Origin of the sequence: Streptomyces sp. 8N616 (assembly GCF_052246385.1) — a bacterium.
Lineage (GTDB): Bacteria > Actinomycetota > Actinomycetes > Streptomycetales > Streptomycetaceae > Streptomyces.
Map to the genome: position 1 here is coordinate 239,249 of NZ_JBQQBY010000007.1, position 14,419 is coordinate 253,667.

17 protein-coding genes are annotated in these 14,419 nt (G+C 68.5%); 5 read left to right on the forward strand and 12 right to left on the reverse strand.

Annotated elements, in window-relative coordinates; genetic code table 11:
* Window positions 1-59: 59 nt before the first annotated feature.
* From ACTWQC_RS09185 to ACTWQC_RS09230, 10 genes are all read right to left on the reverse strand, one after another.
* Window positions 60-323, reverse strand: a complete 264-nt coding sequence (locus tag ACTWQC_RS09185; RefSeq protein WP_443315071.1) for a gas vesicle protein — start codon at window positions 321-323, stop codon at window positions 60-62.
* Complete coding sequence (locus ACTWQC_RS09190; RefSeq protein ID WP_443315072.1) at window positions 320-1,189, reverse strand: GvpL/GvpF family gas vesicle protein; 870 nt, start codon at window positions 1,187-1,189, stop codon at window positions 320-322. The genes ACTWQC_RS09185 and ACTWQC_RS09190 overlap by 4 nt, the downstream gene beginning before the upstream one ends.
* Complete coding sequence (locus ACTWQC_RS09195) at window positions 1,186-1,638, reverse strand: gas vesicle protein (RefSeq protein WP_443315073.1); 453 nt, start codon at window positions 1,636-1,638, stop codon at window positions 1,186-1,188. The genes ACTWQC_RS09190 and ACTWQC_RS09195 overlap by 4 nt, the downstream gene beginning before the upstream one ends.
* Window positions 1,635-2,111, reverse strand: coding sequence for a gas vesicle protein GvpO (gene gvpO, locus ACTWQC_RS09200; protein WP_443315074.1), 477 nt, complete (start codon window positions 2,109-2,111; stop codon window positions 1,635-1,637). The genes ACTWQC_RS09195 and gvpO overlap by 4 nt, the downstream gene beginning before the upstream one ends.
* 3 nt (window positions 2,112-2,114) lie before the next feature.
* Entirely contained in the window at window positions 2,115-2,366 is a 252-nt protein-coding gene (gene ccmI / locus ACTWQC_RS09205; RefSeq protein ID WP_443315075.1) for a c-type cytochrome biogenesis protein CcmI, read from the reverse strand.
* A 2-nt stretch (window positions 2,367-2,368) separates the two neighbouring features.
* The gene (locus ACTWQC_RS09210; RefSeq protein WP_443315076.1) at window positions 2,369-3,175 is read right to left on the reverse strand and encodes a GvpL/GvpF family gas vesicle protein; all 807 of its coding nucleotides are present in this window, start codon (window positions 3,173-3,175) and stop codon (window positions 2,369-2,371) included.
* The gene (gene gvpJ, locus ACTWQC_RS09215) at window positions 3,172-3,699 is read right to left on the reverse strand and encodes a gas vesicle protein GvpJ (RefSeq protein ID WP_443315077.1); all 528 of its coding nucleotides are present in this window, start codon (window positions 3,697-3,699) and stop codon (window positions 3,172-3,174) included. Before gvpJ ends, ACTWQC_RS09210 begins: the two co-directional genes overlap by 4 nt.
* 5 nt (window positions 3,700-3,704) lie before the next feature.
* On the reverse strand, window positions 3,705-4,649 hold the full coding sequence (locus ACTWQC_RS09220) for an SRPBCC family protein (protein ID WP_443315078.1): 945 nt from the start codon (window positions 4,647-4,649) through the stop codon (window positions 3,705-3,707).
* A 144-nt stretch (window positions 4,650-4,793) separates the two neighbouring features.
* The gene (locus tag ACTWQC_RS09225) at window positions 4,794-5,354 is read right to left on the reverse strand and encodes a hypothetical protein (RefSeq protein WP_443315079.1); all 561 of its coding nucleotides are present in this window, start codon (window positions 5,352-5,354) and stop codon (window positions 4,794-4,796) included.
* Window positions 5,355-5,645: 291 nt separating this feature from the next.
* Complete coding sequence (locus ACTWQC_RS09230) at window positions 5,646-6,116, reverse strand: NUDIX hydrolase (protein ID WP_443315080.1); 471 nt, start codon at window positions 6,114-6,116, stop codon at window positions 5,646-5,648.
* Window positions 6,117-6,454: 338 nt separating this feature from the next.
* On the opposite strand from ACTWQC_RS09230, the gene ACTWQC_RS09235 reads away from it, so the two are divergent.
* From ACTWQC_RS09235 to ACTWQC_RS09245, 3 genes are all read left to right on the forward strand, one after another.
* A complete protein-coding gene (locus tag ACTWQC_RS09235; protein ID WP_443315081.1) occupies window positions 6,455-7,531 on the forward strand; it encodes a mechanosensitive ion channel family protein in 1,077 nt (358 codons plus the stop codon).
* Window positions 7,532-7,791: 260 nt separating this feature from the next.
* Entirely contained in the window at window positions 7,792-8,295 is a 504-nt protein-coding gene (locus tag ACTWQC_RS09240) for a hypothetical protein (RefSeq protein WP_443315082.1), read from the forward strand.
* A gap of 185 nt (window positions 8,296-8,480) precedes the next feature.
* Window positions 8,481-10,223, forward strand: a complete 1,743-nt coding sequence (locus ACTWQC_RS09245) for an ArnT family glycosyltransferase (RefSeq protein WP_443315083.1) — start codon at window positions 8,481-8,483, stop codon at window positions 10,221-10,223.
* Between the two features lie 284 nt (window positions 10,224-10,507).
* On the opposite strand, the gene ACTWQC_RS09250 is transcribed toward ACTWQC_RS09245, so the two are convergent.
* Window positions 10,508-11,260: a Crp/Fnr family transcriptional regulator gene (locus ACTWQC_RS09250; RefSeq protein ID WP_443315084.1), complete on the reverse strand. Its 753-nt coding sequence runs from the start codon at window positions 11,258-11,260 to the stop codon at window positions 10,508-10,510.
* 436 nt (window positions 11,261-11,696) lie between these two features.
* On the opposite strand from ACTWQC_RS09250, the gene ACTWQC_RS09255 reads away from it, so the two are divergent.
* The gene (locus tag ACTWQC_RS09255) at window positions 11,697-12,278 is read left to right on the forward strand and encodes an RDD family protein (RefSeq protein ID WP_443315085.1); all 582 of its coding nucleotides are present in this window, start codon (window positions 11,697-11,699) and stop codon (window positions 12,276-12,278) included.
* A 91-nt stretch (window positions 12,279-12,369) separates the two neighbouring features.
* On the forward strand, window positions 12,370-13,401 hold the full coding sequence (locus ACTWQC_RS09260) for a DNA polymerase IV (RefSeq protein WP_443315086.1): 1,032 nt from the start codon (window positions 12,370-12,372) through the stop codon (window positions 13,399-13,401).
* 78 nt (window positions 13,402-13,479) lie between these two features.
* Here the strand turns inward: ACTWQC_RS09260 and ACTWQC_RS09265 are convergent, their stop codons facing one another.
* Window positions 13,480-14,178 carry a class I SAM-dependent methyltransferase gene (locus ACTWQC_RS09265; RefSeq protein ID WP_443315087.1) on the reverse strand — a complete coding sequence of 233 codons (699 nt, stop codon included), beginning with the start codon at window positions 14,176-14,178 and terminating at the stop codon, window positions 13,480-13,482.
* Window positions 14,179-14,419: the final 241 nt, after the last annotated feature.

The following is a 14,419-nucleotide window of genomic DNA, read 5'->3' on the forward strand; positions in this document are numbered from 1 at the left end:
TCCGGAGGCCTTGCGTTCGGCCTCCCGCTCGCGGGGCGTAAGGCGGTTCTCACGTTCGGTCACTGCGGCTCCCCGGGGCCGTTTCCGCCCGGGAGCGGGCGGCTCGTCTCCGCGCCGCCCTCGGCTGCCTCCCGCACCGAAGCCACGAGGGCTCGCAGCGATATCCGCACCAGGTCGATGTCGGCGATGTTCAGCGTGATCTCGCCACTGATCACGACGCCCCCCGCGAGCACCCGGTCCAGCAGATCGACCAGGGCGATCTCGCGTCCCCGCAGAGCCTGCGGGGAAGCACGCGAGGGCGGTCCGCCGGTCACAGCGCTCACACCTCGCTCTCGCGGGTTCCGTCGCGGGCCGCCATGTCTGTTTCCGATTCCGTTCCGGTGAACGAGTACGCCGGCCACGGGCCGCTGAGCTCCAGGCGTACGTCCGGGAAGCGCGCCCGCAGGCTCGCGACGAGGGAGGCGAAATCCTCCGCACGGTCGTCAGGAACGAGGTAGGAGCCGTTGAGGACCATCCAGCCCTCGTACCCGGCCAGCCGGGCGTCCTGCGGGTGGTGTTCTGCCGATTCCGCGGCCAGTGCGCCGAGAGCCGTGTGGATGTCCTGCGCTCGTTGCGCGGCCCGCTGGTGAGCGGTCTCCTGGCTCTTGCGCTCCGCCTTCCGGCGCCGGAGGTAGGCCGCTCCTGGGCTCTCTCCGCCTCCGGCCCGGTCGTGCGATGCGCCGGCCCCGGCGGCGGGCGCGGCGTCCGGCCCGGAGGCACCGGCGGCGAACGTGCGCGGATCGACGTATGCCTTCACCCCCCATTCCGTACGGCCCGTCACCCGCTCCAGCGCCGCGGTGAAGTCCTGCCGCCGCTCCTGGAGGAGGGAGCGGACTCGTTCGTCGTCGTGGCAGACGGTCGCGAAGCGCAGCGGGACGACGCCTTCGAAGGCGGCGACCGCGGCGTCGATGACCCGGTGGTGAGCGCGGGCGGCCTCGTCCAGCCACCGCAGGTCCTCCAGGTGCTCGCGCAGCGCGGACTCGCTGAAGTCGGACAGCGGGACGGAGCCGACGACGGCCGACAGGCCGGCGCTCTCGATCCGGCGCACTCGATCACCTGCCACACCGGTCATGTCATCCAGGCCCCGCGGGGGATCCGGCGCGGCCGCTGCGGTTACCGCGTAGACCCAGGTGGCGTTCGGCTCACTCATGTCTCTGTCTCTCCCCCGCGCTCCGGGCGCTGCGCGCGCGGTCGGCGCGTCGCCTCGGGCCCCTTCTCGTCCTCCTCGTCCTCCTCGTACGCGTAGTCGTGCCGGCCTTCGAGTGCTTCGGTCCGGTGCGCCTCCAACTGGCCGATCCTGCGGCGCAGGCGCTCGTTCTCCTCCAGGACGTCACGTTTCCCGTACGAGAGCGTGGGGTCGTGCTCCCACCAGTCGATGCCCATCTCCCGCGCCCGGTCGACGGAGGCGACCAGCAGGCGGATCTTGATGGTGAGCAGCTCGATGTCCAGGAGATTGATCTGGATGTCGCCCGCGATGACGATGCCCTTGTCCAGCACCCGCTCCAGGATGTCGGCGAGGTTCGCCGGCTCCCGGCGGGCGGGTTCGTACGCATCGCCCATACGCCGGCTGGGACCGCTCCATCCGCTGTCCTGGCTCATGAGCCGCTCTCCTCCGGCCTGCTGCGGTAGTAGCGCCGATCGCGGTGGTAGGAGAGCAGTTCTCCCTCCTCGTCCACCTCGACCTGGTACTCGGCGAGGACATCGGTCGAGTCGGGGATCCGGTGTGTCTCCACCACCTCGATGCCGACGCGCCAGCCGCCCTCGTCGTGTTCCAGCGAGGTCACGCCTTCGGGCTGCCGTCCGGTGAGGCCCTTGACATGGAGTGCGGCGTGCGCGGCGGCCTCGCGGGCCGTGAGACCGGGAGTCCTGCGCCGGGTCTTCCGCTTCCCCTCCGCGGGGGCGGTTTCCTGCTCGGACTGGCGGGCCGAACGGTCCGGTTCACGCGTCGTCGCCCGCTCCCGACGGTCCGTCGAGCGCTTGGCCGGCCTGTTGGCCGACTTGGCGTCGGCGCGGTCGGAATCGCGGTCGGAAGCCCGGGCGCGGGCATCGTCGGGGCGACCAGCCGTGGGCACGGCTCAGGCCCCCACGCCGGGGCCGGGCGGCCCGGAGGAGAAGAGACGGCGCACGAGTTCCTTCTCCCGGCGCGCTGCCTCCTCCTCGCTGATCTCCCCGGCGGCCCGTGCGTCCGACACCTCGGCAAGCCGTTCGCGGATCACCGCGGGGTCAGTGGTCTGGCGACGTGCCTCGTCATAGATCCGCTGACCAATCCACGCGACTCCGCGCACCGGAGCGAGTGGGAGGGTGAGCAGTCCTGTGAACAGTCCCATGGCTAGCGGTCTCCCTCTGTGTCGCTCAGTGCATCGTCCACGAAGTCGTACGGAGCAACCGGCCCCAGCAGGCGCAGCCGGATCCGGTCGTACCAGCGCCGGGCGAGTTCCTCCGCGGCCTTTTCGAACTCCTCGCGGCGCCGGTCCTCGACCAGGTAGGACGAGTCCACGACCCCTTCGGCGGAGGCTGGTTCGACGGACTTCGTGGCGTCGACGAAAGGCTCGAAGAATTCCTCCAGTGCGGCGGCGTCCCTTCGTCGCTTGGTGGTGATCGCCTCCGAGACGAGCTCGCCGAGGCGAATACGGTCTTCATAGCCGGCTTCCTCGGGCAGCCCGGCCAAATGCTCGCGGAGCTCCCTGATGTCCGGCCGCTCCTCGATGACTTCCCGTAGCACGGTGTCCTCGACATACCGGGCCCGAAGCGTGAGCTGAGCCCGGCCGGCGAGCCGGTCAAGCGCTCTCACGAAATCCTCGTGACCGCTCCCCAGAAGCTCGTCGGTCACCGCTCCGGCATCCGGCAGAACCGTGCCGAAACGGAAGGGCAGTACGGCCACGGGAATGCGGGCGAGAGTGTCCAGGACGTTCGCGTGGGCCTCCAGATCCTCCGGGGTGCCAAGGGGGCGGTCGGTGGGCACCTCGCTGACGACCGCGGCGATTCCGCCCTGCGATATCAGCTGCACCGGAGCTTCGGGCTCTGCCACGGCAGGGAGCTTTTCCAATTGCCCGGACAGCTCGGACGCCGGCACGACGCCGTAGACGTACAAGGCACGCAGGGCGGGCTGAGCCGCTTCCGCGGCTGCGGCGGTCACTGTTCCCGCTCCCTACGGCTGGACCTGACGGTTCGTGAACCGCGACGAGGACGTTCCTCCCGCTGACGGGAACGTTCCTCCCGCTGACGGGGACGTTCCTCCCGCCGCTGCTCCTCCCCTCCGTCGTCCTCCTCCTCTTGCTCGTGGTCGCCCCGGCCGGTGTCCTCGTCCTCGTCGCTTCCGAGGACATCGCCGACCTTCTCCTTCACACCTTCCAGGACACCCTTGGTCTTGTGCTCCGCGCCGCCCTCGTGGATCTCCTCCATCACTCCCGGCAGGCCGCGGGTCTCGGTCCCGCTCCGGGCGAGGTCCAGTCGGTTCACCCGCTCTGCGAACCGCAGGTACGTGTCGACGCTGGCGACGACGATCCGTGCGTCGATCGTCAGCAGCTCGATGCCCACCAAGGACACGCGCACGTAGATGTCGATCACGAGGCCCTTGTCCAGGATCAGGTCGACCACATCGACGAGTCCGCTGGAGGAGGGCCGGTCCAGGTAGTTACTGCGCTGGCTGGCTATGGTCATCGCGCTCACCTCGACGCGGCCCGGGACCGCCGCCGCGGACGCTCCGCCGACGGCTCATCCTCGTCCTCGTCGCGTTCGTCCTCGTCTTCGTCCTCTTCGCCGCCGCCCTCGTCCTCGGCCTCCTCCTCGTCCTCCTCGTCGTACGCGTCCTCAGGCCCCTCGTCCTCGGCTTCCTGCTCCTCGTCCTCCTCCTCGTACTCGTCCTCGGGCTCCTGGGACTCTTCCTCCCGGGCCTCATCGCCCTCCTCCTCGCCGCCGTCCACGACTTCCCCCTCGTGAATCTCGCCACGCCACCCCTCGACCTCGTCGGGATGGAGCAGGGTGTGCGTCATGGCGTGACGGCGGAAGTGCTTCAGTTCCAGGCGTGCCCGGCGGCCCTGCGCCCGCCACAGGTTCCCCGTCTGTTCGAAGAACCCCTGCGGGTAGTACTGCAGGACCAGCAAGATCCGTGTGAGGTTGGGTGCCAGCTCATGGAAGGTGACCGCACCATCGACATGGCCCTTGTCGGCCTTCGAGCGCCAGACGATCAATTCATCCGGAACCTGTTCCAGAATGGTGGACTGCCATTTCCGGTGCGAGAGGAAAATCTGCGCCTTCCAGGCGACTTCGGTATCCGACTCCTGCTCGACGTGCTCCACCTTCTTCATGAACGCAGGGAACTCCTCGAACTGCGTCCATTGGTCGTAGGCGGCCGAGACGGGGATCCCGACATCGATCTGTTCGACGATATTGACGACTTTGATCTTCTGGTCCTTGCTTTCGCCGCCGTCTTTCCCGACCCCGGGAAGAGCCTCCTTGGCCTTTTCCTTCACCCCGGCGAGCCCGCCACTGAGCGCCGAGCGCAGCGGGGACTTGCCTTCCGCCAATGACTTGCCGCCGGTGAGCGCGGCCATCAGGCCGGGGCCGTCGCTCGACCCGATGTCGGTCAGGCGCTGGGTGGCGTCGCCCACCTTGTCCGTCAGCGTGCTGAGCGCCCGCTCTCCGAGCGCCTCGAGAAGGTCCTGTACCTCCTTCATCAAGCGGTCGGTGTGCAGTTCCTGGCTCAGGGTGCCCAGGCCGCCCGAAGGGCTAGCAGACTGTTCAGCCATACGTCATCATCCTCGGCTTTGCCGCGCCGACGTGCTCGAGCCGCCCTTCCTGGCGCCTCCCGAACTGCCGGTTTCCCTCTTCGCCCCACCCGATCCGCTCTTCTTGCGCGGAGGGCTGGTCGTCCGGCTGCCTTCGCCTTTACCGCGTGCGCTCCCACCGGACGTAGCCTTCTTTTGCGAGGACGTGCGTTCCTCCTCGCCCTTTCCCTCCTCCTCATGCTCGTTCTGCTCTTGCTGCTTCTGCTCTTGCTCCGTCTGCTTCTTCCCAGGCGGACCGGCGCGCAGCGACGTGGCTCGCTGCTCCAGTCGGTCACTCACTGAGTCGATTCGATTACTCACTGCCCCCGCGGCGGCGGCCTTGCCCGCCGCGAGCAATTCGCCGCGCAGATTCTTGGTCAGACGACTGAGTTCAGGCGATTTCAGGAGCTCGCCGGCCCTGCCGCCACCTTGCCCCCCAAGCCCCCGACGGGCCGCCAGTGCGGCCAAGGCGAGAGCCAAGCGCGTTTTGCGCTTGCGCCCAAGGACGTAGCCACCGGCGATAGCCATGGCTGCCTGGCCGTTCTTCATGATCCTCGTTTCCTCCTGCCGGCTGTTGATGCGTCACCGGAGACCTGAGGCAAGTCACGGAAATACTCACACCCGCGCAACAGTGGTGGCGGGTCGCTATCCGTTATCGGGATCTCCTCAGCGATCAGCCGCAGCGATCCGTGCAGGCACCGTCGCGGTGACTACCTAACAAATTGGACACACCCCAGCCGCAATCCTCACGCCATGGCCTTTTGCGGATCACCTGTGATGCGACCTGGAGTACGCGAGATCTTGCTCAGCGTGCGCGGATCGTTCGGCCGAGGTAAGGGCTCACCCCAGGGCCGCCTCCGTCAGCGCCCGCAACGAGATGCGCGTCGCCGCGCCGTCCGGATCCCGAACGTGTTCCCTGGCTTGCGCACCCGGCACGATCCGACGGTGCTCGATTTCGAACCGCGGTTCCCAAGGCTCGATCTCGACCTCGGCCCGCCAGTAGGACCGAACCAGAATCAGGCCCTCTTCGTGCCCTCCAACGCACTCACTGCGGGCGAACCCGAGCATCCGGGCGCCGACCACCCGGACACACGCCTCTTCCCACATCTCCCGGCGCAGCGTCTCCCCGATGCTCTCGTCCCCGTCGGGCCGACCGGCCGGGAAACCCCAGTGCACGCCGTCGTGACTGATCAGCACGAGCTGGTCGCCGGCCACGCAGACACCGGCGGCACCATGCGGCCGGCCGGCCGGCGGGTCGTCCGGCAGGTGCCAGGAGACCAACCAGTCCTGACCGCCCGAACGCGTAGGCATCTGTTCCCGGTCCCGGGCGGGAATGCTCCATGACACACGCCTCTCCCCTCTGACAGCTCAGCGTGTCATCCAACGCCCTGAACGTCTGTGGTCTCTCCACCCCCAGCAACGCGGTCGATCCCGCTGGGGAGTCCTGAGATCCCCCTCCTGAAGATCTCCCTCCTGAGCCGCCCGCTGCATGCCGAACCGCGTGCGGCAGGATGGCAGGTCGCGTCGGGTCGTTCGCGTACGTCTCGGCGCCTTCGCAACCCCCATAGAGACAAACAAGGTGGCAAGGTGACGGCACATCACATCCGAGTCGCAGCAAGACGCTTCGCCCAGGCCGCGGGAGCCGGCCGGTGAACCGCTCATTCACCCTGCACGACGCGATAGTCGCCGGAGTCGTCGTGGCCGCCGGCATCGCCGCGGGTCTGCTGCTGCGAGCGGCTCTGCGGTGGCTGGGACAGCACGCGCGCAGGACACGGTGGAGCGGGGACGACGTCATCGTCGACACGCTGCGCGCCGTGGTGCCCTGGGCGGCGATAACCGCCGGTCTGGCGGCTGCCGCCGCGACACTTCCGCTGACGGAGAGGGTCGGACACAACGTCAACCGGACTCTCACCGTTCTGCTCATCCTGGTCGTCACGCTCACCGCGGCCCGGGTGATCACCGGTCTGGTGAGGTCCCTGGCGCAGTCCAGGTCCGGTGTGGCCGGATCGGCCACCATTTTCGCCAACATCACGCGCATCGTGGTGCTGGCGATGGGCTTTCTCGTCGTGCTGCAGACCCTGGGCGTCTCCATCGCCCCTCTCCTCACCGCGCTGGGTGTGGGCGGTCTCGCGGTCGCTCTGGCACTGCAGGACACCCTCGCGAATCTCTTCGCGGGCGTGCACATCCTGGCCTCGAAGACCGTGCAGCCCGGTGACTACATCCGGCTCAGCAGCGGCGAGGAGGGCTACGTTGTCGACATCAACTGGCGCAACACCGTGGTGCGCCAGCTCTCCAACAACCTGGTGATCATCCCCAACGCCCAACTGGGCGGCACCAACATGACCAACTTCTCCCGGCCGGAACAGCAACTGTCGATCCTGGTGCAGGTGGGAGTCGGCTACGACAGCGACCTCGAGCACGTCGAACGGGTCACCACCGAGGTCGTCGAAAGCGTGATGACGGACATCACCGGCGGTGTCCCGGACCATGAACCGGCTGTCCGCTTCCACACGTTCGGGGACTCCAGGATCAGCTTCACGGTGATCCTGGGGGTCGGCGAGTTCAGCGACCAGTTCCGGATCAAGCACGAGTTCATCAAGCGCCTGCACCAGCGGTACCAGGCCGAGGGCATCACGATTCCCTCCCCCACACGGACGGTGGCACTGCAACAGCCGGGCGAGATCGCGATTCCGCACCAGCGCGACGCGTCGAAGCCGGTGCCGTAGGGAGCGGGTTTGCGCTTGCCGGAGTAGTACGGTCCGTCGGACGGCGCTCCGGTCGATCGGCAGCAGCGTCCCGTCGAGGATGACGACGCCTTCTGCCCGCTGCGCGAACGGCGGTGGCGAGGTGCTGCCGGCCAGGGCCGGCAGCACCTGGACCTTCGTGCACGGCCCCTGACGGGGCGTCATGGTGTAGCAGTCCGGGGTGACTCGTCGCCGCCGAGTCCATTCCCGGATGACTCGCCGTGCATGGAGGCGACATTCAGGTGATCCTTAACATCGTCGCTATCGTTCTTTCCGTGCTCGCACTGGCGAGCTCCAGCTATCTGGCCTTTCGACAGGCCGTCCTCATGAAGCAGTCCAACCACCTCCCCGCCTATCTATGGCTGTTCAATGAGTTTCGGTCCGTCGAATTCCAGGACCGATACCGCTACGTGTGCGAGCAACTCCAGAGGGAGCATGATCCTCAACTCGGTGTTTCTGGACTGCCCGAGGACGCGCGGCGGGCGGTCTACGACATCGGGTACTTCTTTCAGCAATGCATCAGCCTGCGACGGCTGAACATCGTTGATGACGAGGTCATCATGACGATGTCCATGCGGACGGTGCGAGTCTGGCGTGCCATCGCGCCATTTGTGGAAAGGGAGCGAGAGATCAACTCCGAACAGGGCCCGAAGCTACTGTCGATTCTTGAGGACTTCGCCGACGATGCACGGCGGCATCCCGAAGAATTCAGGCGGAGCATCCTCCACGGGCGCCGCCGGAGCTGAGTGGACTCCGCGTCACACTGCTGCCTGAAAGCAACACACAGCTCCAGACACCCACGGCCGAGGTCAAGGCGGCCATCGGTGTCCGATTCGGGATCGGGGAGCGGACATAGCGCGGGTCGTGCCATCATTCATGGCCAACAGGCAGAGTGGCGGCTCTGTTCGGACGCTCACCGGGTACGGGGACGATGACGCAAGAACAACACTCGCTCCTCGATCTCGACGATGACGGGCACACCGAACCGCCCGTTCAACTTCGCCGGCCCACATCCGCGACCACCGGGAAGCCGCCCGGCCGACTCGACGGGCTGCGGCGGCACCGGCGGTGGCTGTTCGGGCTCGGCGTGGTCGTGCTCCTCGCCCAGATGGCGTTCGCGATGGTCACGACCGCCGTGGAGCAGTCCCCGACCATCGACGAGCCCGTGTACGCGGGCACGGCGGTGGTCTACCAGCAGCAGCACAGCCTGCGGTACAACCCCGAGCATCCGCCGCTGGGCAAGCTGATCATGGGGACCGGGCTGGCGTTCGCCGACGCGCATCTCGACCCCGCCTTCTCCGGCGGCCAAACCGCGCTCGGGCGGCGTCTGCTGTACGAATCGGGCAACGATCCCCGGCAATTGCTGCTGTCGGCGCGACTGCCGGTGATCGTGCTGACGCTGCTGTTCGGGCTGGTCGTCCTCGCGTTCGCCCGTGACCTCGTCGGCGCCGTGGGCGGGTTGTCGGCACTCGCCCTGTACGCGTTCTCGCCCGATATCATCGCGCACGGCTCGTTGGCCACGCTCGACGTACCGGCGGCCGGCTTCCTGCTGACGTCGGTCTGGTTGCTGTGGCGGGCGCGGCGGCGGCCGCGCCTCTGCCTCCCGCTCGCCGGGGTGGCGCTCGGCGCGGCCGTGGCCACGAAGATGAGCGCGTTGCCCGCGGTTCCGGTGCTGCTGCTCCTGGTCGTCCTGTCGGTCTGGTACGCCCGTCGGACGCACGACCTCGGCACGCGCAGGACGGCGCGGCTTCTCGCCCTCGGCGCGGCGGCAGCGGTCGTCGTGGCGCTGGTCGCCGTCGTCGTGGTGTGGGCCACCTACCTCGCCGTCGACCCGCGGTTGCGCTGGACGGCTCCCGAGAACCTGCCGGTCACCCGCGGGCTGCGCGGGCTTGTCGTCGACTGGCTGCCGTTCCCGCAGCCGTATCGGGACGGCATGCTCATCCAGTTCCGCTTCGAGAACGCCCCGTGGCACGGCTTCCTGTTCGGCCGTCACTACGTCGGTTCGCTCTGGTACTACCTGCCCGCCGCGCTGCTGGTGAAGACGCCGCTCGGCATGCTCGCACTGTGGCCGGCCGGTGCCGTCGCGGTCGTGACGGTTCCCCGGCTGCGGCCCGCGGCACTGTACGTGCTCGTCCCCACGGCCGTACTGCTGGCCGCGGCCATGAACGGGTCCCGCGACTTCGGCGTCCGGTACGCCGTCTTCGTGCCGATGTTCCTGGCGGTCGCGGCAGCCTGCGTGGTCGCCTTCCGATGGCGGTGGGCACACGTCGTAACGGCGGCGCTGGCCCTGTTCGTCGCGGTCAGCTCGCTGCGGACGTACCCGTACTACCTGCCGTACTCCAACGAGGCGTTCGGCGGACCGTCGAAGACTCACCTGCGCTTGCACGACTCGAACGTCGACTGGGGCCAGGACCTGGGCCGGCTGGCCGACCGCCTCCGGCAGCGGTACCCTGACGAGAAGATCTGGCTCGTCTACAAGGGCAGCGGCGTGCCGTCCTCCTACGGCATCGACGCCTCCGACCCGCGCAAGGTGTCCCCGAACGAGGTGCACGGGCTGCTCGTCGTGTCGGACTCCTCGATCGCCAAGGCCACCGGCCGCCTGGCGGCGCTGATCGAGGGCGCCGAGCCGATCGACGAGGTCGGCCACTCGATCACGATCTACCGCCGGGCATAGCACGGCCGCCCATACGAGCTCGGCGCCTCGGAGATGGCGGCGGACCCCCCGCCGTCCACGTGCTCGCCTCCCTGGCCTACGCCCTCACCTTCACCGTCTCGGGATACCTGCTGGTCCGGGCGATCCGCCCGCGCACGGGCAGCCCTCGGGACCGAACCGGTTCTCCCTGGACATCGCGGCCCACTCCGGCACTGGCGGAGGGCAGTTGGCGGCCCAGGCATGGGCGACAGCGGACGCCATCGCCCGGATCGCCACCGTGAAGAACCGCTACCCGGCGCGCGCCCTCACCTGGGTCGCGGCCATGGTCCTTGCGGCTGTTGCGTGGCTGGTGCTCGCCGGGATGACACGATGACCGGCGGCGGCCGGTCCGCCACCGGCTCGGCATCCCAGTCCGTTTCCGCGACCCTGCTGAGCTCGGGGACGTCCCGGACCAGGATCCGCCGGTATCCGGTTTCGATGACCTGCTGCTCGCGAAGCGCGCGCAGCACTCGGTGCACGGTCGGCTCGGAAGCCCCGACCAGGGCCGCCAGCTCCGGCTGAGTGAGCGACACGCCGATCGAGATCCCGGCGTCGCACGGTCGGCCGTACACCCGGGCCAGCTCCGCCAGCACCCGGGCGACCCGGGTGGCCACCGGGCAACCTCCGAACTCCTGCCGCCGTTTCGTCGCCCAGAGCAGCTTCCCCGCCACCGCGCGCAGCACCGCCTGCGCGGCGTCGTCGTACAGCGCCAGGAAGGAGAGAAATTCCTGACCACTTATCAGCTTCGCGCTGCCGGTGCCGACCGCCACGACTGTGGCGGCGCGGGGCTGGGTGTCGAAGCAGGCGAGCTCACCCACGATGTCGCCGCCCGACCGAACCGCAAGCAGCGCTTCCCTGTCGTGCTCCGTCGTCGCCAGAACCTTGAACCAGCCGCTCAGCAGCAGGAATACATGCGAGCCGTACTCGCCTTCCCGTAACAGCCGCTCTCCCCCGCCGAAGCGCGCAGGCCGCCCGAGGGTGATCATCTGGTCGCGGGTCTCCGCGGAGAGTCCGCCCAAGAGGCTGGCTGCCGGCCAGTGACTCTTTCGCGGCCGCGGAGCGGGCCCGTTGCGCAAGGTCGTTGACGTCATGAATGGGCCCTTCTGTTCCCCGTTCGATTTCGGCCAAGGTGCCGTGTGTCGCCCATTATGTTCGTCCGAATCTGTGTCTGCCCAGAGATTCACCATCTTGGTGCGCCTAGTCGGTTCGGGGTGGTATGCCGCACGTGAGGGCATGACGCGCGCCGGGCATTCCTCGCCCCGGGCGAAAGGAGTACCGAAGCTCCGACCACCATCCGGTCCAGGGCTCCTGACGCCGCAGACCGTGGTCCACTGCCCCAATGCACACCCAACTCGCCATGTTGGGAGGGGAATTCAGCCACCCATCGGCCCTCTCCCGCCTCCTGTCACTACTGTGTTCCGGCGACGGGACAGGTGAGGGATCGAGGGGGCATCCGTGCCGAAGCTGCGCCGTGTCGTGGCCTGGTTCATCGACTTCGCGCTGGTGCTCGCGGGGGCCTCGCTGCTCGCCGTACTCACCTTTCAGCGCATCTCCGCGCTCATCACCGACGTGCCCGAGCTGGCCGCGGACGGCAGTTGGCGGTTTCTCACCTCGCGGGGCGATGCCGTCGGGGCCACCGGGGATATGGGGCGTTCGCTGTGGCGCGAGGCGGCAGGATATGTCCAGCAGGCCTTCGCGGCTCTGGTGGTCGGCACGTTCCTCTACCAGTGGGCCGCCCTCACCCTGGCCGGAAGAACGCTGGGCAAGGCTTTGATGGGCCTGCGCGTCGACTCCCGTACCCCCCGCCGCACGGCGCTGCGGGCCGCGGTCACCACCACAGCCGACGTGGCCCTGTACTCCATCGCCTGCTGTCTGCTCGTCGAGGGCATGTTCCTGCTGTCGTTCCTGTGCTGGACCATCGCCGTGGCCGTCTTCCTGTTCAACGCCGTGCCAGTGTTCTCCCCGACCCGGCGCTCGCTCGCCGACCGTGTGGCGGGCACCTCGGTCGCAGGCTTCGGCCTGGCTCGTACGGCTTGAACCGACCCGGCCTCTGGCGCGGGCGTCGCACGGCCGCAGCGAGCGATGCCGTGGCGGGCACCGCGCGGGCGAAAGGCGCATACTGGACATCGTGTCCTTCAGGGACTGGGTCCTGCACGTCGACCTCGACCAATTCATCGCCGCGGTCGAGGTAGCCCGCCGACCGGAGTTGCGTGGACGACCGGTGGTGGTCGGCGGCTCAGGTGACCCCACCCAGCGAGGGGTGGTGGCCACGGCCTCCTACGAGGCCCGCGCATTCGGCATCCAGTCCGGCATGCCACTGCGCCTGGCGGCCAAGCGCTGCCCGGAAGCGGTCTTCCTGCCCTCGGACCCGCCGGTCTACCAACGAGTTTCCGATCAGTTCGTGGCCACGCTGCGCCGGTTTCCGGTGGTCGTCGAGGTGCTCGGCTGGGACGAGGCCTTTCTCGGAGCCCACACCGACGATCCCGAAGCCCTGGCCGCAAAGATCCGGGAGGCGGTACGGGCCGCGACCGGGCTGTCGTGCTCAGTGGGCGTCGGCGACAACAAAATGCGCGCCAAGCTGGCCACCGGGTTCGCCAAGCCGGCCGGTACGTACCGCCTCACCCGAGAAAACTGGGCGGCGGTCATGGCCGAGCGACCGACCGACGCGCTGTGGGGCATCGGCCGTAAGACCGCGAAAAAGCTGGCCGAGGCGGACCTGATCACCGTTGCCCAGCTGGCCAGGGCCGACCCGGCCGAGCTCGCCGCGCGGTTCGGGCCCGTGCTGGGACCGTGGTACCGGATGCTCGCGCTGGGCGCGGGTGACACCGAGGTCAGTGGCGCTCCCTACGTTCCGCGCTCGCGCAGCCGGGAGACCACCTTCCAGCAGGACCTGACCGACCGCTCGGAGATCGACGCTCAGGTCGCCACGCTGGCCAGACGCGTGGCACGGGATGTGGCCGCCGAAGGCCGCCCGGCGAAGCGGGTCGCGGTGAAAGTGCGGTTCGCGCCGTTTCTCACACAGACCCACGGCATCGCCCTGCCCGCGCCCACCAGTGACCCCGCCGAGATCGAGCGCGCGGCACTGGCAGTGCTGGAGCTGTTCGAGCACAACCGCCCCGTACGCCTGCTCGGCGTGCGCGCCGAATTCGGCGAGACGTAGTGCGGGACGGGAGCGACGGTGGGAGATGCCGCCCGAGCTGCCGGATGAGGTATTCGGCAAGGGCAGGGATCAGGCCCATCAGGCTGAGCCTGTGACGTGGCCCCGCTTCCCGCCCGGCGCCGAGGCGGGTTCGCGGCGGGCGACGATCTGAAGACGCTCGGAGGTGTGCCCATGGAGTGTGAGGGCCGTTCCCGTGCGTTCTTCCTCGACCGTGAATCCATGACCGTGCAGGAGTGCGTGCAGGTGCCGGGGGCGGTGATGCCTGAAGAGGCCGCCGTCGGGAGTGGTGAAGATGCCGTAGGTGTGGTGCACCCGTGCGCCTTCTTCGTAGCGTCGCACGTTGCGCGCGTCGCTCTGCAGCGGCACATCGCTCAGGTACACCACCCCGCCAGGCCGCACGAGCCGGGCCAACTCCCCGGCAATCGCCCGCTGAGCGGTGTCGTCGGGGACGCAGTTGAGCACGGCGAAGAGGAGCGCCGCATCGAAGGATCCGTCCTCGTACGGCAGGGGGAGAGCGGGCTGATGGATCAGAGCAAGCCCCGGATGCTCACGAAGCCCCCGCGCGATCATCGCGCGGGAGGGATCGACACCGCAGACGTCGCCGTACCCCAGCGCGGCCAACTGTGCGGTCAGCCGCCCGTAACCGCAGCCGTAGTCCAGGATGCGGGCACTCGGGGGGACGTACTTCTCCAGCAGTTCGGGGTCGAGGCGGTGAGTGAAGGTCTTCTCAGAGCCGGCGCCTTCCCAAAAATCGTGCGCGTCAGGGCGAATGGTCATGGCTGGACCGTATCCGGGTCGTCGCCCCTCTGCTGGGCGGACCTCGTGCGCGTCGGTCAACGCCTCGGTCAACGGCACACCGGACCAACGGTCAGATGGATCTGCAAGGAACGGCTAGACGAGTAGTTCCGATTGCGGGGTTCACGGACGCGGGGAGGGTGTCCAACATCGGGTTGTGACGACCGAGTTAGACACCCTCTTGACCGCACTGTACGTGCACATCGACGACCGCTTGAAGACC